The following is a 19,166-nucleotide window of genomic DNA, read 5'->3' as shown; positions in this document are numbered from 1 at the left end:
CCGCGATACAGATTGAACCCCACGAAACCCGGGAGGACGACATGGCCGTTAGACGCATCGTGTCCAATCTATTCGCTCCAGATCCGCGTGCCGCGCACGCCTTTTACGCCGACCTGCTCGGGCTCCAGGTGGTGATGGATCACGGCTGGATCCTGACGTTTGCGGCGGAGGGGCAGGCGGCGATGCCGCAGGTCAGCGTGGCGAGCCAGGGCGGGTCCGACACGCCGGTGCCGGTGCTTTCGATCGAGGTGGACGATGCCGATGTGGTCTATGCCCAAGCCCGGGCAAGGGGCGTGACGATCGTCTATGACATCACCGACGAGCCCTGGGGTGTCCGGCGTTTCTATCTGCGCGACCCGTTCGGAAATGTGATCAATATCCTGTCCCATTGAAGAGGCCAGCCGCCGAAGGGATCGGCGGCCGGTTCCTCGAAATCAGGCCAGCGTCAGCGCGTTGGTGAGGTCGGCGACCAGATCGTCCGGATGTTCGATGCCGATCGAAAGCCGGATCGTCGTGTCGAGAACGCCGATGCGGCGGCGCACGTCGATCGGCACGCCCGAATGGGTCATCGCCGCCGGGTGGCTTGCCAGCGATTCCGTGCCGCCAAGGCTGACGGCGAGCTTGAAGATCTGCAGCGCGTTCAGGAAGCGGAAGGCCGCCTCCTGGCCGCCTGATATGTCGAACGAGAAGGTCGAGCCCGCGCCGGTGCATTGTGCGGCGAAGGTGCGGCCGACGGGCGAGGCCTCGTCGTGGAACGGCAGGTAGTGGATGCGCTCGACCTTCGGGTGATCGCGCAGGAATTCGGCGACGATGCGGGCATTGTCATTGGCCTTTTGCATGCGCACCGAAAGCGTCTCAAGCGAGCGGCCGAGCATCCAGCAGGAATGCGGATCAAGCTGCGTGCCGATCGCGCCGCGCAGCGCCTTCAACTGCTTCATCACCGCCTTCGAGCCGAGTACGGCGCCGGCGATCAGGTCGGAGTGGCCGCCGACATATTTGGTCAGCGAATAGAGCGAGATATCGGCGCCGTGCTCGATCGGCCGCTGGAAGACCGGGCCGAGCAGGGTGTTGTCGCAGGCGATCACAGGCGTATGCCCCTGCCTGGCACCGATCGCGTCGGCGACGCGGCGGATCATGGCGACGTCGACGAGGCTGTTGGTCGGATTGGCCGGCGTTTCGATGAGGATCACCGAGACGCGGCCCTTCGCCATCGCCACTTCGGCAGCGGCGGTCACCGCGGCCTCGTTGACGCCATCGGCAAAGCCAACGGCCGAGACGCCGAGATTGAGGAAGGTTTTCGCCAGCAGCGTCTCCGTGCCGCCATAGAGCGGCTGGCTATGCAGCACCGCGTCGCCGGGCTTCACGAAGGCGAGCAGCGTCGTTGCGATCGCCGACATGCCGGAGGAAAACAGCGCGCAGCTTTCCGTGCGCTCATAGACGGCGAGGCGATCCTCGACGATCTCGCTGTTCGGGTGGTTGAAGCGCGAATAGACGAGGCCGGCGCCGACGCCCGCCGGCGGCTCGCGGCGGCCCGAAACGAAATCGAAGAAGTCACGACCTTCCTCGGCCGAGCGAAAGACGAAGGTGGAGGTCAGGAATACCGGCGGCTTGACGGCCCCCTCCGACAGTTCTGGGTCGTAGCCATAGTTCAGCATCAGGGTTTCGGGATGCAGCTTGTGGTTTCCGATATGGGTCTTGGAGGGGTGCGGCGCGGTCATGGCTTTTCTCCTGAAGCGAAACGGGTGCGTCTGACAGGCAAATTATATCAGACGCTTGGACCGATCCTTGCTATTTGCGATCACATGCCCTTGAGTTGCGCAAAGAATTGCCGGGATCGGGAAAATATGACGCAGAAAATTGCCGACGAAACAGACCGCCGAATTCTGAAGGAATTGCTGGCCGACGCCCGCATCACCAACAACGACCTGGCAGGGCGCGTCGGGCTGTCGGCTTCGCCCTGCCTGCGGCGGCTGCGGCGGCTGGAGGAAACCGGCGTCATCCGCGGCTACACCGCGCTGATCGACCCGGCGGTGGAGGGCTGGACGATGACGGCGATCGCGACCGTCAGGCTTAGCCGCCAGCACGAGGACGAGATCGTCATGTTCGAGCAGGCGATCCGCGGCTGGGACGAAGTGCTCGAATGTCACCTCGTCACCGGCTCGCGCGATTACGTGCTGAAGGTGATGAGTGCCGGGCTCGAGCAATACGAGCGTTTCATCAAGGAGAAGATCGCCCGGCTCAAATGCGTGGCCTCGATCGAGACGAGCTTCGTCATGAACACGATCAAGGAGCGGCGGATCTAGTGGACCGCTCTATATGGCGGAGGCCGCGTTTTCCGATACCATAAAGCTTTGAGGGAATTTCGTATTTTCTGTCGTAGTCCTCATATTGAGGGATGAGATCCGTCTTGCGCGACGCCTGAAATCAATGGATCCCGAGGCTACGGCATCAGGTTTTCGAGCGGCGACTTTGAAAGTGCAAAGGATGCACTAGATTCAAAGAGAGCGTCCCTAGATCACGATGATTTTCGGTCGATCGACCCAAAATCATGAACGTGATCGATTCTAGTCAGGGCGGGATGCGGGCGGAAACCGCGCCCACTTTTTTCATCCCACTTTCGTGCGCTCAGATGGACGCGTGGCGCTCGCGGAGAAAGGCGATGGATTTCGTAGAAGCGTTCGACGCCGTCGGTTCCTGGATGCGGATCGTCCTTCTCAACGAGTGGACGTTCTATCAACTCGCCTTGATTGTCGCCGGCTACCTGGTTTGCGGCCTTCTGGCAAAACGGATAGAGCCGGCAATCGAAGCCCGCGCACGCACCATCAAGGGCAATCCAGACCTGCTGCGCGTCATCATCGCTTTGATGCGGCGGCTACGGTGGCTCTTCCTGATGATATGGCTATGGATCGCCGATGCGATGCTGTTGCGCTTTGGATGGCCGTCGTACCGATGGCTGGTCGCCACCGCGCTTACGCTTACGGCGGCGTGGTTTGTCATCTCGGTCCTCACGCGTATCATCAGAAACCCGACGCTGGCGCGTGTTGTTGCCGTCACTGGCTGGATCTATTTTGCGCTCTACGCGATCGGGCTCGATCGCGTGATCCTGACGACGCTCGATGGCGTAGCGTTCAATCTCGGCGCGGTTCGCCTTTCGCTGTTGCTTGTCTTGAAGGCCATCATCCTTTCCTTTGCGCTGGTCTGGCTGGCCGTTCTGATGGGCAACGTCTCGTCGCATTGGATACAGAGGTCTGCTGATCTCACACCCTCCTTCAAGGTCCTCATCAGCAAATTGGTCAAGATCGGACTGATCGGCTTTGCGGGCGTAATCGCGCTGAACGCAACCGGCATCGACTTGACCGCATTGACGATCTTTTCGGGTGCCGTCGGTGTCGGCATCGGCTTTGGTCTGCAGAAGGTGGTCTCCAACTTCATCTCGGGGATCATCATCCTGCTCGATAAATCCATCAAACCGGGCGACACGATTACACTCGGCGATACCTTCGGCTCGGTCCGCGACCTGCGTTCCCGGTTCGTCTCGGTGATCACGAGAGACGGCAAGGAATACCTCATTCCAAACGAAGACTTTATTTCGCAGCAGGTCGTGAACTGGTCGTTTTCCAGCGACTATGTTCGCATCGAGATCGACTTCGGAACGTCTTATGACAGCGATCCGCATGAGGTCGCGCGCATCGCCATCGAGACCGCCACATCGATTCCACGGGTCGCCAGCACCTATGCCCGGCCGGTCTGCTGGATGACCGGTTTCGGTGCATCATCGCTCGATTTCAAGCTGAGATTCTGGATTTCCGATCCGAGCAACGGACTGACGAATATTCGCGGTCAGGTGCTCATGGCTCTATGGGATGCGTTCAAGGCGGCCGGCATTTCGATCCCGTTCCCGCACCGTGAAATCATCATGAAGACACCTGTCGAGGTGACCCGCGCGTGACGCGGCACGCACAAGCCGTCGGCGAACGATATCTGCGCCTTCCTGGGCGGCGAGGCGAGGGAAGCCCTGCAATGCCCGCGTGCGGGCAGGGAGCGATCTCGCCTTGCCAAGCGGGCGCAGGCATTGTCTATTGCCAGCTGTTCCGCACCATCCGACCCATTGGGAGCACATCGATGCCGTCTATGGAACTGCTTTTGGCTTTCCTCGCGACCACGGTGATCTTCGCCTATATCCCCGGCCCTGCGATGCTCTATGCGGCGGCGCAGACGATGGCGCGCGGCCGCTGGTCCGGATTGATGGCGACGCTCGGCATCCACCTCGGCGGTTATGTGCATGTTTTTGCGGCTGCTGCCGGGCTCTCCGTGCTGTTTCACGCGGTGCCGGTGCTCTACATGATCGTCAAGTTTGCCGGTGCGGCCTACCTCGTCTGGCTCGGGATTTCGCTGTTTCGCGCCAAGGCGCAAGGGGCGGGCGACTTGCCCGGGATCGAGGCGAAATCCGGCCGGCGCGCCTTCTTCGAGAGCATTACGGTCGAAGTGCTGAACCCCAAGACGGCGATCTTTTTCGTGGCCTTCCTGCCGCAGTTCATTGATGCATCTGCGGCGTTTCCGGTCTGGCTGCAGTTCGTCATCCTCGGCACGATCGTCAACCTGATGTTTTCTTCGGCCGATATTGCCTGCGTCATCCTGGCGGGCGTGCTGATCGCCCGGCTCAAGCGTTCGAGCATGGCGCAGCGCGCCATGCAACGGGTCGGCGGGGGTGTGCTCGTCGGGCTGGGTGTTCATCTGGCTTTCCAGAAGAGTTGATCGGCACGGCCCCTGGGCGACGCCCAGCGCAGGCACGGCCAACGCAAGGTTGTCCCCGCCGTGGCTGGCGGCTATCAATCGGAAGGCGCGCTACAGCGCCGCGCGTCAAATATGACGCGCTAAGGACGCTGTAACACTTTAAGCTTGCTGCATAATCTTTGCCTTAAATCGATTCCGATTTAAGGAATTATGCAGTAGTCGCTTTGGTGCGCTCGATGAACGATCTTGAACAAGGAGCCTGCCGGTGGATCACCTTCAAGAGACGGGTCTGCGCAGAGCGAAGTGGCCCGTTCCACAGTTCGTGTCCGAGCTTTGGGCGTCATTTTCGACGACGGGCCTCATCGTCGGGGTGCTGTTCTTCGCCACGTCGCTGACGCCGAGCCTGATCCCGCGCCCCTATGTCATCCAGGCGGTCATATCAGGACTTTCGCTTGCTGCCGGATACGCCATCGGCGTGTTCCTTCGCTGGCTCTGGTCGTTTCTCGAATTGCCCGATGTGCGCCCAAGGACCTGCCTGTTCCTCAAGCTTGCGGCGGCCCTCGGCTGCGTTGTCGTTGCGCTCGCCTTCCTCTGGCGGGCGGCCGCGTGGCAGAACACGGTGCGGAGCCTCATGGGTCTCGACCCGGTCGAAAGCGCCGAACCGCTGAAGCTTGGCCTCATCGCCGTCGTGGTCTTCGTCGCCATCGTGCTTGTGGCGCGGCTGTTTCGCCTGACGTTCCGGTTCGCCTCGAAGCGGCTCGAATATGTCCTGACGCGACCGCTGGCCAAGGCCGTCGGTGCGCTGGCGGCGATCGCGCTGTTCTGGTCGGCGGTCGACGGGGTGATCTTCCGCTTCGCGCTGCATGCGGCCGACAGTTCCTTCCAGAGGCTCGACGCCTTCATCGACGCCGACATTGCGCCGCCGAGCGACGCGGTCAAGACAGGCAGCGCCGCCTCGCTGATGCAGTGGGACCAGCTGGGGCGCCAGGGTCGCCAATTCATCGCGACAGGCCCGACGGCGGCCGATATCGGCGCGTTCTTCAGCGGGCAAGCGCAGGAGCCGCTGCGGGTCTATGCCGGGCTCAATTCGGCCGAGACGGCCAAGGAGCGGGCGAAGCTCGCGCTGGAGGAACTGAAGCGCGTCGGCGGTTTCGAGCGGTCCACCCTTCTGATCGTCGTGCCCACCGGCACCGGCTGGATCGATCCGCCGGGGCTCGATTCGGCCGAGTATCTGCTGAAAGGCGACGTCGCCAGCGTCGCGGTGCAATACTCTTACCTGACCAGCTGGTTGTCGCTGCTGGTCGAGCCGGAATATGGCGCCGAGACCGCCAATGCGCTGTTCGACGAGGTTTACGGCTACTGGACGACGCTGCCCGAGGACAAGCGGCCGCGGCTCTACCTCTACGGCCTCAGCCTCGGCTCGATGAATTCGCAAGGATCGGTCGACCCGTTCGATATCATCAGCGATCCCTTCCAGGGTGCGCTCTGGGTCGGCTCGCCGTTCCCCACGAAGACCTGGCTTTCGGTCACGGCCGGCCGCAATCCGGGCTCGCCGGAATGGCTGCCGCGCTATCGCGACGGCTCTGTCGTCCGCTTCACCAGCCAGGAGAATGCGCTCGACATTCCCGGCGCCCAGTGGGGCGGGGTGCGGATCGTCTATCTGCAATATGCCAGCGACCCGATCACCTTCTTCGATCCGCATTCCTTCTACCGCGAGCCGGACTGGATGAAGGCGCCGCGCGGCCATGATGTCTCGCCCGACCTTAGATGGTTCCCCGTTGTGACGATGTTCCAGCTGCTGGCCGACATGGCGATGGGCACGACGACGCCGATCGGCTACGGCCATGTCTATGCGCCGGAACACTATATCGATGCATGGATGCAGGTGGTCGATCCGCCCGGCGTGACGACGGATGATACTGCAAGGCTGAAGACGCTGCTCAAGGGGCGCTATTGATCGTCTGGCAGAGGCTCTTTCAGTCGCCGCGCAGATGTGCGGCGATCTGATGGGCAAGCGCCTGGATCAGCGGTTCCTCGGCCTTTTCCGTCGGGCAGAGGAGATAGTATCCCGCAGATGCCGGTATCGCCGTCGGGAACGGTTGGATCAGCCGGCCTTCCTGCAGGTAGGAGCGGGTCAGCACATCCGAGACGAGTGCGATCCCCTGTCCCTGCAGGGCCGATGCCACGGCGACGGCGACCGAGGGCACCCGGACGCTGCGGCTGCCTTCGAGCGAGATACGCGAGGCGGCCGACCAGCGTGTCCATTCCCGGCCGTCATCTTCATGCAGCAATGTGACGTCGCGCAGTTTCCTGTCGCGGTGTGACCCTTCCAGTCGCGGGAACAAGAGCGGCGAACATATGGTCCTGAGCTTCACGTCGCTGACCACCTGCCACCAAAGTCCGTCAAAGGGCGGATTGTCGTAGACGATAGCAAGATCGACATCGTCCCACAGGACGTCGCCTGCGCGGATGCAACTGCGCATGGCGAGATCGGTGACGCCGCGCGTATCGGCAAACTGCACCAGGAGGCCGGCCATCCAGGCGATCGCCAGCGCCGGTGGCAGCGCGACCGTCAGCTTCTTCCGGTGGTTTTCGAGCTTCCGTTCGGCACCGTTCTCGACCGCGACGGCAAGATTGCCGATGGCATGGGAAACGGTCTGGGCGAAGTCGCGCCCGGCCGCGGTCAGACGGATATTGCGCCCCGATTTCTCCAGAAGCGTCAGCCCCGTCGTCTCCGAAAGCCGGCGCAGCTGCAGCGATACCGCACCCGGGCTGAGGCCCAGCTCGTCGGCCGCCTGGCGGACCGATCCGATCCGGGCGACGGCTTCGAAAGCCCTGAGATAGGGCAGGAAATGCAGCGCCTTCATTCTACCTCCGAACCCTGATCTGCCGCTGATTGCATTCGGGTCGGAACCCGCAATCGTTTAGCCAAACTAGACAATATCAAGCACAAAAAATCGCTATTCCCAATCGATTTTTACTCCTATGAATCGGGTCGGAGAGAGGGAGAGACACCATGATCGCGGCGCAACCATTTGATTTTCCTTATGACGGCAAGCTGGTTCCGTCACAGACCGCGCTGATGGTGATCGACCTTCAGATCGACTTCTGCTCGCCCGACGGCTACTTCGCCTCGATGGGCTACGATCCGGCACCGCTCGCCGCCATCGTGCCGGCGGTCAACCGCGTCATATCAGCCGCGCGACAAGCCGGCTGCCTGATCGTCCATACGCGCCAGGGCTACCGTGCCGACCTCGCCGACATGACGCCCTATGAGAAATGGCGCCGCAAGCGCTCAGGTCTGGAGAACACGCAGGTGCTGTTGCGTTCGAGCCCTGGCTTTCAGCTTCTGCCCGAACTCGATGTCGCGGAGAGTGACGTCATCATCGACAAGACCTGCAACAGCTCGTTCACCTATACGGATCTCGAGCACGTGCTGAGGGCGCAGGGCATCACCCATATGCTGTTTGCCGGCTGCACCACCGATGTCTGCGTGCATACGACGCTGCGCGAGGCCTGCGACCGCAATTTCCAGTGCCTGACGATCTCGGATTGCTGCGCCAGCGGCGAGCAATGGGCGCATGAGGCGGCGATCAACATGATCTCGATCGAGAACGGCGTCTTCGGCACGGTCTCGACCAGCGACGCGGTCATCGCCGGCCTGGCGAACGCAAGCCGCTAACACCGACACCACCACCACATCGCTGGTTCTATGCCAACCGTTTCAACGGAATGATGCCCCATGCAACGATATATCTCGCTGATGAAACTGACGGCCAAGGGATTGGCCGAACTCGCCGATAGCGGCGCGCGGCGCAAGGTGAGCGAAGACCGCGTCTCTTCGCTCGGCGGTCGCTCGGTCGCCTTCTACGCCACGCTCGGAGCTTACGATTTCGTCCAGGTTTTCGAGATGCCGGACAATGCCTCGATGATGCAATACGTGCTGACGGCACGACGCGACGGGTTCGTGGACCCGCTTATCCTTCCCGCCTTCGACGGCCAGACCTATGGCGACATCGTCGGGCGCGTTTCACCAACTCAATGAGGGGAATAGAGATGATCAGACTGGCATCGCATGCGACCCTTCTCGGGACCATCCTGCTGTCGGCGGGGCTTGCCCATGCGGAAGCGCCGGCTTTTGCCGCCGACGGCGACATCGGCGTCTGCACCACCGCAGCCTTTCCGCCGCTGACCTTCAAGGAGAGCCCGGCCGATGCGAAGCCTACCGGCATCGATGTCGAGATCGTCGAGGCGCTCGCCGGTCTCTGGAACGCCAAGGTCAACTATACCGTCACGGAATTTGCCGGGCTGCTGCCGACGCTCGGAGCAGGGCGCTGCGACATGATCGTCAGCGGCATCTACATCAACGCCAAGCGCCGCGAGACCTATGACGGCGTGTCCTACATGAAATCGGCCACCGCTATGGTGACCAAGGCCGGCAGCGACGCCATCAAGGTGCCGGAAGATCTGAGCGGCAAGGTGATCGCGCTCGAAGCCGGCGCCTACTACAAGGAGGAGCGGATCGAGCCCCTGAACAAGGCATTGATCGCCAAGGGCCAACCGCCGGTCGAGGTGCAGGAATATCCGACCCAGCAGGCGGCCTACCAGCAGGTCCTCGTCGGCCGCGTCGATGCGACGGTGACCGAGGAGGCCGAAGGCGCCTACCGCGCCTCGCGCTCCGACGGAGAGCTGCAGCTTCCCTACACCTGGGCGTCGGACTTCACCTACGGCATCTACTCCAGACGCGAAGGCAGCGATGCCGCCGCGGTCAAGGCGGGGCTGAAGATCTTGAAGGAACAGGGTTTCTTTGGTGGCATCGCCAAGAAGTACGGCCTCGATCCGGCGCTCTTCGACGTCGATTACGACCGCTGATGCTTGAGAAGGTGGGCAGGGAATGAACTTCGATACGAAACTGTTTCTGGATGCCCTGACCATGCCGGTCATGCTGCAGGGCGCGGCCATCGCCATCCTGCTGTCCATCCTGGTTCAGGTCGCATCGTTCCTGCTCTGCCTGCCGCTTGCCGTCGCCCTGAATTCCATGGCGGCGGTGCGCCGCACTGCAGCCCAGATCTATGTCTGGCTGTTTCGCTCGGCCCCGCTCATTCTCGTGCTGCTGATCGTTTGGAACGGCGCGCCGCAGCTCTTTCCAGGCCTGACGCGGGCGCCCTGGTACACGCCCTTTGCCGCCGCCTTCATCGCCTTCACGCTGGTAACGACCGCCTATATGGCCGAAGCGATGCGCGGGGCGCTGGCGGCGATCGGCCAGGGACAGACGGATGCGGCCCGCGCGCTCGGGCTCAACCGGCTGCAGACTTTCTTCCTCGTCGTCCTGCCGCAGGCATTGCGCATCGTCATGCCGGTGCTCGTCAACGAGTTCATCAACCTGATCAAGCTGACCTCGCTTGCCTATGTGATTTCGATGCGGGAGATCATGGCCGTCGTCAACGACGCGATCGCGTCGAGCTTCCGCTTCGTCGAATGGTATTCGGCAGCACTCGTCTACTATCTGGCGATCGTCTCGATCCTGATGTTCCTGCAGCGGCTGATCCAGCGCCGCATGGCCTACTGCATAATTCCTTAAATCGGAATCGATTTAAGGACAAAATTATGCAGCAACTCAAAGTGTTACAGCGACCTTTGCGCGTCTAAATAGACGCGCGGCGCTGTAGGCCCTTCAGCCAGCGCCTTCGTCATTTGCGGAAAGCAGCGCCTGCATCCCGCCGATGATCTTGCGGTGCTGGTGGGCGTGTCGGGTGCGCAGGCTGGTGGCGGCATAGACCGTCTGCGCGATCATCGGCGCGTCGGCAACAAGGGTGGCGCTCCCGGATTGCATGAGCCTGCGGGCCGTTGCGGTGGTGACATAGGCGGCGCCACCGAGCGAATGCAGCAGCATCGTGATCGCCAGGTTCTGGCCGGTTGCCACCGGTGCTGCGGAGAGATGCGGCAGAGCCAGCCGATGGGCGCGATCGAAGGCCGGCGAATAGATCGCCTGGATATAGGTCTCGATCCTGATATCCGACAAGGCGGCGGCAGCCGTGCTCACCATCGTGTAATGCAGATCGCCGATCCTTTCATAATGCAGATCGGGCAGATAATGCGGAGTATAGAGCATGGCGAGGTCGAGTTCGCCGGCACCGAGATCCCGGTTCATCTGGTTGGAGTAATCGGCCTCCATGTAGATCTCGGTTGTCGGTAGCTCGCGGCGGATGGCGGAGAGCCATTCGCCGGCAAAGGCTTCGGCCAGATCGTGCTGGATGCCGAGTCGCATCGAGCGCTCCAGCGCGCCGGCATTGGTGACCGCGCGTGTTGCCTCATGCCACTGGTTTTGCAGCGCTTTCGCGTAATCCAGGAACCGCAGGCCGGCAGCCGTCGGCACCGTGCCGCCCTTGTTGCGGGTAAAGAGCTTGCGGTTGAACTGGGCTTCCAGCGCCTTGACCCGGTGGGACACCGTCGATTGCGTGATGTTCAGCCGCTCGGCGGTGCGGTTGAAGGAGCGTGTCTCCATCAGGTCCAGGAACGTCTCGATCAGATCCACTTGCATCGGCATCCCGTCCGGTTTCGAAGATTCGCCCAATCTAATCGAAATTGTCGATCAATAAAGCCTGTTTCCATCGCTTGATGGCGCCCCGTTTCGACGGCAAGAATTCCGGCAAAACGAGGGAACAGTGCATGTCGAATTTGCCGTCTCACGCGCGGGTCGTGATCATCGGTGGGGGAGCGATCGGCGCTTCCTCGCTCTACCATCTTGCCAAGGCCGGCTGGACCGACTGCGTGCTTCTGGAAAAGAACGAGCTGACGGCCGGCTCGACCTGGCACGCCGCCGGCAACGTTCCGACGTTTTCGTCGTCCTGGTCGATCATGAACATGCAGCGCTATTCCGCGTCGCTCTACCGCGATCTTGGGCAGCGCGTCGACTATCCCATGAACTACCACGTCACCGGCTCGATACGGCTCGGCCACTCCAAGGAGAGGCTGCAGGAGTTCAAGCGCGTGGTCGGCATGGGCCGCTACCAGGGCATGGACCTCGATATCCTGACGCCGGACGAGATGCGCAGCCGCTATCCGTTCCTCGAAACCCATGAGCTGACCGGCGCGCTCTACGACCCCTATGACGGCGACATCGACCCGGCGCAGCTGACGCAGGCGCTCGCCAAGGGCGCGCGCGATATGGGAGCAAAGATCATCCGCTTCTGTCCCGTCACGGCGGCGCGCCGCGAAAACGACGAATGGGTGATCTCGACGCCGCAGGGCGAGATCCGCTGCGAATATGTCGTCAATGCCGCCGGCTATTACGCCCGCGAGGTCGGCAAGATGTTCGGCCGCGACGTGCCGATGATGGTGATGAGCCATCAATACATCCTGTTCGACGAAATCCCGGAGCTTGCCGCCTGGTCGAAGGAGGTTGGCCACAAGCTGCCGCTGCTGCGCGATGTCGACAGCTCCTACTATCTCCGCCAGGAGAAGAACGGCATGAACCTCGGACCCTACGAGCGCAACTGCCGTGCGCACTGGACGACGCCCGACGACCCGATGCCCGAAGACTTTTCGTTCCAGCTCTTCCCTGACGATCTCGAGCGGCTGGAATGGTATCTGAACGACGCCGTCGAACGGGTGCCCATCCTTGGAACCGCGGGGCTGTCGCGGGTCATCAACGGCCCGATCCCCTATGCGCCCGACGGCAATCCGCTGATCGGGCCGATGCCGGGCGTGCCGAACGCGTTTGAGGCCTGCGTCTTCACCTTCGGCATCTGTCAGGCCGGCGGCGCCGGCAAGGTGCTGGCCGAATGGATCACCGAGGGCCAGACGGAGTGGGACATGTGGTCCTGCGATCCCAGGCGCTACACCGACTATACCGACCAGGATTATTGCATCGCCAAGGGCATGGAGATCTACGGCCACGAATATGCGATGCATTTTCCGAAGCATTATTGGGCCGCCGGACGCGGCAAGAAGCTGTCGCCGATCCACGATCGTATCGCCGCACTCGGCGCGCAGTTCAAACCCTATAACGGCTGGGAACGGGCGATGTGGTATGCCAAACCCGGCGACGACACGTCAGAGGAGGCGACGCAGACCTGGGGCCGGCAAGGGCCGTGGGCCAAGCGCATCGAAGAAGAATGCCTGGCCGTGCGCGATGCCGCCGGCATCCTCGACCTGCCGGGGTTCTCGCGCTTCCGGGTCAAGGGCAAGGGGGCGACCGCGTGGCTTTCCGGCCTGATCACTGGCCGCGTGCCGAAGCCGGGTCGCATCGGCCTTGCCTATTTCTCCGATGACAAGGGCCGTATCGTCACGGAAATGTCGGTCATGATGCTGGACGAGGATTTCTTCTTCCTGATCACGGCGGCAACAGCGCAATGGCACGATCTCGAATGGTTGCGGAAGCATCTGCCTGACAATGCCGCCTTCACGCTTGACGATGTCACCACCCAGTTTTCCTGCCAGATCCTGACAGGGCCGAAGTCTCGCGACATCTTGGCCGAAGTCAGCGATGCGGATCTCGCCAAGGGCTGGCTCACGCACCAGACGGCGCAAATCGCCGGGCGTTATTGTCAGCTGGTGCGTGTGTCCTTTGCCGGTGAACTCGGTTGGGAGATCCATACGAAGGTGGACGATACCGCCGTCATCTTCGACGCTGTCTGGGAGGCCGGTCAGAAGCATGGCCTGAAGCCCTTCGGCATGGAGGCGCTCGACAGCCTGCGCATCGAGAAGGGGTACCGCGCCTGGAAGGGCGATCTCTCCACCGACTACACCATCCTGCAGGGCGGGTTAGAGCGTTTCGTCGACTGGGCGAAGCCGGCCTTCAAGGGCAAGGCGGCACTGGAGCGGGAGAAGCAGCAGGGCGTCAGCAAACGCTTCGTCACCTTGACGGTCGCCGCCGACGGCTGCGACGCGCCCTACATGTCGACGCTCTGGTCGGACGGCCAGGTGGTGGGCGAAACGACCTCGGGCAATTGGGGCTACCGCGTCGGCAAGTCGATCGCGCTCGGCATGCTGCGTGCCGATCTCGCCGTGCCCGGTAACGAGATCGAGGTCGAGATCTTCGGCGATCGCTTCAAGGCGACGGTCGAGACGGACCAACCGCTCTGGGATCCCTCCAATGAAAGACTGCGCGCATGACGAAGCCGATCCCCTCGAAAGCCAGAGCAGTCATCATCGGTGGCGGCGTCTCGGGCTGTTCGGTCGCCTATCATCTCGCCAAGCTCGGCTGGACCGACGTGGTGCTCCTGGAGCGCAAGCAACTGACATCGGGCACGACCTGGCATGCGGCCGGCCTCATCGGCCAGCTGCGCGCCTCGCAGAACATGACGCGGCTGGCGAAATACTCGGCCGACCTCTACGTCAAGCTTGAGGCCGAAACCGGCATTTCCACCGGCATGCGCCAGAACGGTTCGATCACCGTGGCGCTGACGGAGGAGCGCAAGGAGGAAATCTACCGCCAGGCATCGCTGGCGCGTGCCTTCAACGTCGACGTGCGCGAGATCACGCCCGACGAGGTCAAGGCGATGTATCCGCATCTCAATACCTCGGACGTGAGGGCGGCGGTGCATCTGCCGCTCGATGGCCAGTGCGATCCGGCCAACATCGCCATGGCGCTCGCCAAGGGTGCGCGCCAGAACGGGGCGACGATCATCGAGGGCGTCAAGGTCACGTCGGTCCTGAAGAAGGACGGCCGGGTGACGGGCGTGACCTGCGAGCAGAACGGCGAGAGCTACACGATCGAGACCGACAACGTCGTCAACTGTGCCGGCATGTGGGGCAGGGAGTTCGCGCGGCAATCAGGCGTCACCGTGCCGCTGCATGCCTGCGAGCATTTCTACATCGTCACCGAGGCGATCCCGGGACTCACGCGGCTGCCGGTGCTGCGCGTGCCGGACGAATGCACCTACTACAAGGAGGATGCCGGCAAGATGTTGGTCGGCGCCTTCGAGCTCAAGGCCAAGCCCTGGGGCATGGACGGCATCCGCGAGGATTTCTGCTTCGATCAGCTGCCTGACGATTTCGACCATTTCTCGCCGATCCTCGAAATGGCGGTTAATCGCATGCCGATGCTGGAGACGGCGGGCATCCATACCTTCTTCAACGGTCCGGAAAGCTTTACGCCGGACGACCGCTACTATCTTGGCGAGGCGCCGGAGGTGAAAGGCTATTGGGTCGCGGCCGGCTACAACTCGATCGGTATCGTCTCATCAGGCGGCGCCGGCATGGCGCTGGCGCAATGGATGAACGACGGCGAGCCGCCCTTCGACCTCTGGGAAGTCGACATCCGCCGGGCCCAGCCGTTCCAGAAGAACCGCGCCTACTTGAAGGATCGCGTCTCCGAAACGCTGGGGCTGCTCTATGCCGATCACTTCCCCTATCGCCAGATGGCAACGGCGCGTGGGGTACGGCGCTCGCCGCTGCACGAACATCTGAAGGCGCGCGGCGCCGTGTTTGGCGAGGTCGCCGGCTGGGAGCGCGCCAACTGGTTTGCGAAGGAAGGCCAGGAACGCGAATACCGCTATTCCTGGAAACGGCAGAACTGGTTCGAAAACCAGAAGGCCGAACATCTGGCGGTTCGCAACGGCGTCGGCCTGTTCGACATGACCTCCTTCGGCAAGATCCGGGTTGAGGGGCGCGATGCGCTCTCCTTCCTGCAGCGGCTCTGCGCCAACGAGATGAATGTCGAGGCCGGCCGCATCGTCTACACCCAGATGCTCAACGGCCGCGGCGGCATCGAAAGCGACCTGACGGTCACGCGCCTTTCGGAAACCGCGTTCCTGCTGGTGGTGCCAGGCGCCACGTTGCAGCGCGATCTTGCCTGGCTGCGCAAGCATGTGCGCGACGAGTTCGTCGTCATCACCGATGTCGGCGCCGGCGAAAGCGTGCTCTGCGTCATGGGGCCGAAGGCGCGCGACCTGATGCAGAAGGTGAGCCCGAACGATTTTTCGAATGCCGCGCATCCCTTCGGCACGGCGCGTGAGATCGAGATCGGCATGGGCCTCGCCCGCGCCCACCGCGTCACCTATGTCGGCGAACTCGGCTGGGAACTCTATGTTTCCACCGACCAGACGGCGCATGTGTTCGAGGCGCTGGAGGAGGCGGGGCAGGATCTCGGGCTGAAGCTCTGTGGCATCCACACGCTCGACAGTTGCCGCATCGAAAAGGCCTTTCGACATTTCGGCCACGACATCACAGACGAGGACCACGTGCTCGAGGCCGGGCTCGGCTTTGCTGTCAAACCCGACAAGGGTGATTTCATCGGCCGCGAGGCGGTGCTCGCCAAGCACAATCGCGGGCTTTCGCGCCGGCTGGTGCAGTTCCGGCTGGCCGATGCGGAGCCGCTCCTCTTCCACAACGAGGCGATCGTGCGTGATGGAAAGATCGTCGGCACCATCACCTCAGGCAATTACGGCCACCATCTCGGCGGCGCCATCGGCCTTGGCTACGTGCCCTCCGAAGGCGAAAGCGACGCCGACGTGCTCGGTTCAAGTTTCGAGATCGAGATCGCCGGCACGCGGGTGAAAGCCGAGGCGTCGCTGAAGGCGATGTACGATCCGCGCTCCGAGCGGGTGAGGATGTAGGGAACGACGTTTGCGGCTGCCCCTCATCCGGCCTGCCGGCCACCTTCTCCCCGTTTTGACGGGCGAAGGAGACGCGTTGTGGGCTTCGTGCCCACGAACGAGGCGAGGCGGGCAACTCAGGGCGAGAGGTTTTCCCTCTCCCCGCAGGCGGGGAGAGGGCTAGGGTGAGGGGCAGCCTCGTACGCCAACGCAAATCTAGCATACGCGCGCCGGAACGCGGGTCTTCCGGTTCTTCTTTCGGGAGTTCAGGCCCATGTTCGCATCGGACCTTTCCAATACGACCGTCGCGGGCGACCGCATTGATCAGCTGGTCGCGGCGCATCGGCCGGGCCATGGGCTGGTCAGGGCCTTCTACCACGACGAGGATATCTACGAGCGGGATCTCGACCGGGTGTTTCGCCGCCATTGGCACTGCGTCGCGCATGAAAGCGTGATCCCGAACCCCAATGATTTCGAAGTCTTTCGCATGGCCTCCGAGCAGGTGATCGTCACCCGCACCGCCACGGGCGCGATCCATGCCATGCTGAACGTCTGCCGCCACCGCGGCGCCGAGGTCTGCACCAAGGACAAGGGCAATGCCCGCGCCTTCGTCTGTCCCTACCACGCCTGGACCTATGGCAATGACGGCGCGCTGAAGGCGGCGCGGCTGATGCCGAAGGACTTCAAGCGCGAGGATCATGGGCTGAAGAAACTTCACGTGCGCGTGGTCGAGGGGTTGATCTTCATCTCGTTTGCCGACGAGCCGCTCGATTTTACCGAGGTCGAGAACCTCTTGCGTGCGACCTGCGGCCAATATGGCTGGGCCGAGGCCAAGGTCGCGCACCGGCAGTCCTATCCTGTCGATGCCAACTGGAAGCTCGCGGTCGAGAACTATGTCGAGTGCTACCATTGCGGCCCGGCGCATCCGGAATATTCCGAGACGCACGCGCTCGAACAGCCGCTGCACATGATCGAGGAGCTGAATGCCAAGATGGAGGCGCGCACCTGCGCGCTCGGCATCGAGGTCGGCTCCGGCGACCACTGGCAGAGTTCGGCGGGCGGCAAGGAAACGGTCCATGCCTTCCGCTACGCGCTCTATGACGGCGTCAAGACCGGCAGCAAGGACGGCCGACCGCTCAGCACCCTGATGGGCCGGTTCAGCGATTTCGACGGCGGCGTCACCTCCATTCATCTCGGCGGCACGACATTCCTCGTCTGCTATCCTGACCACGGCATGATCTACCGCTTCATTCCGAAGACGGCTGGGACCTGCGAGATGGAACTGATCTGGCTCGTCGACGGCAAGGCCGAGGAGGGGCGGGACTACGATCTCGAAAAGCTCACCTGGCTGTGGACGGTGACGACCGACGAGGACAAGGCGATCATCGAACACACCTCGCGTGGCGTGCGCTCGCACTATTTCGTGCCGGGGCCGATCGCGCCGATGGAGCAGAACGAACTGCGCTACATCAACTGGTATCTCGACGAGATCAGCCGGCCGACCCACGGCTCATCGGCGTCTCGGCCGCGGGACGCGAGCAGCGCCGCAACGGCCGTGTGAAGGGGCGTTGAAAGCGCCTGATGTGATGAAGAACGTCACTGACCGTGCAAACGCGCCGTCGCTGGATTCCTGTGACAAGCACAGGAATGAGGGATGCGGGTGGGCTGTAGCGATCAGTCCCTTCGGTCGAAATGGGTGCGCAGCGCCACATGCGTCTGCACCGTCGCAACGCCGGATATCAGCGAGATCTGTCGGCGGATGGTGTCGAGATCACCGTTCGAGGCGCATTCGATCAGCAGCATCAGGTCGGTCTCGCCGGCAAGCGACCAGCAACTGACGACCGGCGGCATGCCGGCGAGATGCGGCACGATGTGGTCGCAATTCTTGCCGGGCTGGAAGGAGACGGCGATCAGCGCGCGCACGACCGGCGCCTTGTCCTCTATGCCGATGCGGATCGTGTAGCCGGCAATGACGCCCCGCGTTTCGAGCCGGCGCAGACGTTCATGGGCGGCGCTGCGCGACAGGCCGGCATGGCGAGCGAGCGCCACCAGGCTCTGGCGCGAATCCTGCCGCAAGGCGGCCAACAGCAGCCGGTCCTTCTCATCCATTTCGGTCAATATGTCGCCCTCTTGGTCATCTGGCCGGAAGAACGTCCGGCCTGCCGTCATCATGTCCAGTGAAACCGGACGATAGGATGGCTAGCTTCCTGACGCAACCAAGGAGCGTTAGCCATGACCATTCCGAGACTTCCCGACAATGCCGTCCTGATCCCGATCGACATGCAGCAGGCATTCGACGCTGCCCCTTGGCCGCCACGGTGGAATGCTGATGTCGATGACAACGGGCGCGCTTTGCTCGCCGCCTGGCGTACCGCCGGCCGACCGATCATCCATGTGCGTCACGACAGCGTCGCGCCGGGCTCGACGCTCGGCCCGGCTGCGGCCGGCAATGCGCCGCGCCCGGGCTTCGAACCCGCCGGCGACGAGCCGCTGGTCAGCAAGAGCGTCAACGCGGCCTTCATCGGCACCGACCTCGATCTGCGCCTGCGCCGGCTCGGCGCCGATACGATCGTTCTCTTCGGCATCTCGACTGATATGTGCGTCTCGACCTCGGTGCGGGTCGGGGCCAATCTCGGTTATCGGGTCATCCTCGTGGAAGATGCCTGCGATTGCTTCGATTTGTCGGACGGAAATGGCGCCGTGATCCCGGCGCGCGAAATCCACCGTGCCCATGTCGCCACGTTGCGGGCGGAATTCGCCGAGGTGACGACGACGGTTGCGATCGTCTCGGCCCTGCGGCCAGCGTCGGCGGCGTAAGGGCGCTGCAGCGCTTGCAGCCTGCCACACCAACTTCTCCTCAAGTCGATGCCGATTGAGGAGTGATGCGGTGGC

17 protein-coding genes are annotated in these 19,166 nt (G+C 62.8%); 13 read left to right on the top strand and 4 right to left on the bottom strand.

Annotated elements, in window-relative coordinates:
• Window positions 1–41: 41 nt before the first annotated feature.
• The gene (locus BC363_RS01825; protein ID WP_065786585.1) at window positions 42–392 is read left to right on the top strand and encodes a VOC family protein; all 351 of its coding nucleotides are present in this window, start codon (window positions 42–44) and stop codon (window positions 390–392) included.
• Window positions 393–434: 42 nt separating this feature from the next.
• Here the strand turns inward: BC363_RS01825 and BC363_RS01820 are convergent, their stop codons facing one another.
• Complete coding sequence (locus BC363_RS01820; RefSeq protein ID WP_065786587.1) at window positions 435–1,718, bottom strand: cystathionine gamma-synthase family protein; 1,284 nt, start codon at window positions 1,716–1,718, stop codon at window positions 435–437.
• Window positions 1,719–1,844: 126 nt separating this feature from the next.
• Between BC363_RS01820 and BC363_RS01815 the strand changes: the two genes are divergently transcribed.
• The 4 genes from BC363_RS01815 (at window position 1,845) to BC363_RS01800 (ending at window position 6,691) form a co-directional block, all read left to right on the top strand.
• Window positions 1,845–2,303 (top strand): Lrp/AsnC family transcriptional regulator, encoded by a 459-nt coding sequence (locus BC363_RS01815; RefSeq protein WP_065786591.1) that lies wholly within the window; start codon window positions 1,845–1,847, stop codon window positions 2,301–2,303.
• A 356-nt stretch (window positions 2,304–2,659) separates the two neighbouring features.
• Window positions 2,660–3,949, top strand: a complete 1,290-nt coding sequence (locus BC363_RS01810; RefSeq protein ID WP_065786594.1) for a mechanosensitive ion channel domain-containing protein — start codon at window positions 2,660–2,662, stop codon at window positions 3,947–3,949.
• Window positions 3,950–4,122: 173 nt separating this feature from the next.
• Window positions 4,123–4,755, top strand: a complete 633-nt coding sequence (locus BC363_RS01805; RefSeq protein ID WP_065786595.1) for a LysE family translocator — start codon at window positions 4,123–4,125, stop codon at window positions 4,753–4,755.
• A 244-nt stretch (window positions 4,756–4,999) separates the two neighbouring features.
• Entirely contained in the window at window positions 5,000–6,691 is a 1,692-nt protein-coding gene (locus tag BC363_RS01800) for an alpha/beta-hydrolase family protein (RefSeq protein WP_065786597.1), read from the top strand.
• Window positions 6,692–6,710: 19 nt separating this feature from the next.
• Here the strand turns inward: BC363_RS01800 and BC363_RS01795 are convergent, their stop codons facing one another.
• On the bottom strand, window positions 6,711–7,601 hold the full coding sequence (locus BC363_RS01795; protein WP_065786599.1) for a LysR substrate-binding domain-containing protein: 891 nt from the start codon (window positions 7,599–7,601) through the stop codon (window positions 6,711–6,713).
• A 149-nt stretch (window positions 7,602–7,750) separates the two neighbouring features.
• Here BC363_RS01795 and BC363_RS01790 point away from each other — a divergent pair, with 149 nt between their 5' ends.
• Genes BC363_RS01790 through BC363_RS01775 form a run of 4 tightly spaced genes read left to right on the top strand, consistent with a single transcriptional unit; the run spans window position 7,751 to window position 10,315 of the window.
• Window positions 7,751–8,416, top strand: a complete 666-nt coding sequence (locus tag BC363_RS01790; protein ID WP_065786601.1) for an isochorismatase family cysteine hydrolase — start codon at window positions 7,751–7,753, stop codon at window positions 8,414–8,416.
• A 60-nt stretch (window positions 8,417–8,476) separates the two neighbouring features.
• Window positions 8,477–8,779, top strand: a complete 303-nt coding sequence (locus BC363_RS01785; RefSeq protein ID WP_065786603.1) for a GYD domain-containing protein — start codon at window positions 8,477–8,479, stop codon at window positions 8,777–8,779.
• 11 nt (window positions 8,780–8,790) lie between these two features.
• Window positions 8,791–9,606, top strand: coding sequence for a transporter substrate-binding domain-containing protein (locus tag BC363_RS01780; RefSeq protein WP_065786606.1), 816 nt, complete (start codon window positions 8,791–8,793; stop codon window positions 9,604–9,606).
• A 22-nt stretch (window positions 9,607–9,628) separates the two neighbouring features.
• Complete coding sequence (locus BC363_RS01775; RefSeq protein WP_065786608.1) at window positions 9,629–10,315, top strand: amino acid ABC transporter permease; 687 nt, start codon at window positions 9,629–9,631, stop codon at window positions 10,313–10,315.
• A gap of 93 nt (window positions 10,316–10,408) precedes the next feature.
• On the opposite strand, the gene BC363_RS01770 is transcribed toward BC363_RS01775, so the two are convergent.
• Window positions 10,409–11,275: a LysR family transcriptional regulator gene (locus BC363_RS01770; protein WP_065793277.1), complete on the bottom strand. Its 867-nt coding sequence runs from the start codon at window positions 11,273–11,275 to the stop codon at window positions 10,409–10,411.
• 128 nt (window positions 11,276–11,403) lie between these two features.
• Here BC363_RS01770 and BC363_RS01765 point away from each other — a divergent pair, with 128 nt between their 5' ends.
• The 3 genes from BC363_RS01765 to BC363_RS01755 all read left to right on the top strand — a co-directional run bounded on the left by BC363_RS01765 (window position 11,404) and on the right by BC363_RS01755 (window position 17,835).
• Complete coding sequence (locus BC363_RS01765) at window positions 11,404–13,851, top strand: FAD-dependent oxidoreductase (RefSeq protein WP_065787013.1); 2,448 nt, start codon at window positions 11,404–11,406, stop codon at window positions 13,849–13,851.
• Window positions 13,848–16,295 (top strand): FAD-dependent oxidoreductase, encoded by a 2,448-nt coding sequence (locus BC363_RS01760; protein ID WP_065786613.1) that lies wholly within the window; start codon window positions 13,848–13,850, stop codon window positions 16,293–16,295. Before BC363_RS01765 ends, BC363_RS01760 begins: the two co-directional genes overlap by 4 nt.
• Window positions 16,296–16,548: 253 nt before the next feature.
• Window positions 16,549–17,835 (top strand): aromatic ring-hydroxylating dioxygenase subunit alpha, encoded by a 1,287-nt coding sequence (locus BC363_RS01755; protein WP_065786615.1) that lies wholly within the window; start codon window positions 16,549–16,551, stop codon window positions 17,833–17,835.
• 113 nt (window positions 17,836–17,948) lie between these two features.
• Here BC363_RS01755 and BC363_RS01750 read toward each other — a convergent pair whose 3' ends face one another.
• The gene (locus BC363_RS01750) at window positions 17,949–18,383 is read right to left on the bottom strand and encodes an Lrp/AsnC family transcriptional regulator (protein WP_244519790.1); all 435 of its coding nucleotides are present in this window, start codon (window positions 18,381–18,383) and stop codon (window positions 17,949–17,951) included.
• A 123-nt stretch (window positions 18,384–18,506) separates the two neighbouring features.
• On the opposite strand from BC363_RS01750, the gene BC363_RS01745 reads away from it, so the two are divergent.
• Window positions 18,507–19,091: a cysteine hydrolase family protein gene (locus BC363_RS01745; RefSeq protein WP_065786617.1), complete on the top strand. Its 585-nt coding sequence runs from the start codon at window positions 18,507–18,509 to the stop codon at window positions 19,089–19,091.
• Window positions 19,092–19,166 lie beyond the last annotated feature (75 nt).

Origin of the sequence: Ensifer sp. LC384, assembly GCF_001695865.1 — a bacterium.
In the GTDB taxonomy this organism is placed as follows: domain Bacteria; phylum Pseudomonadota; class Alphaproteobacteria; order Rhizobiales; family Rhizobiaceae; genus Ensifer.
This window is presented reverse-complemented; position numbering and strand designations above follow the sequence as displayed.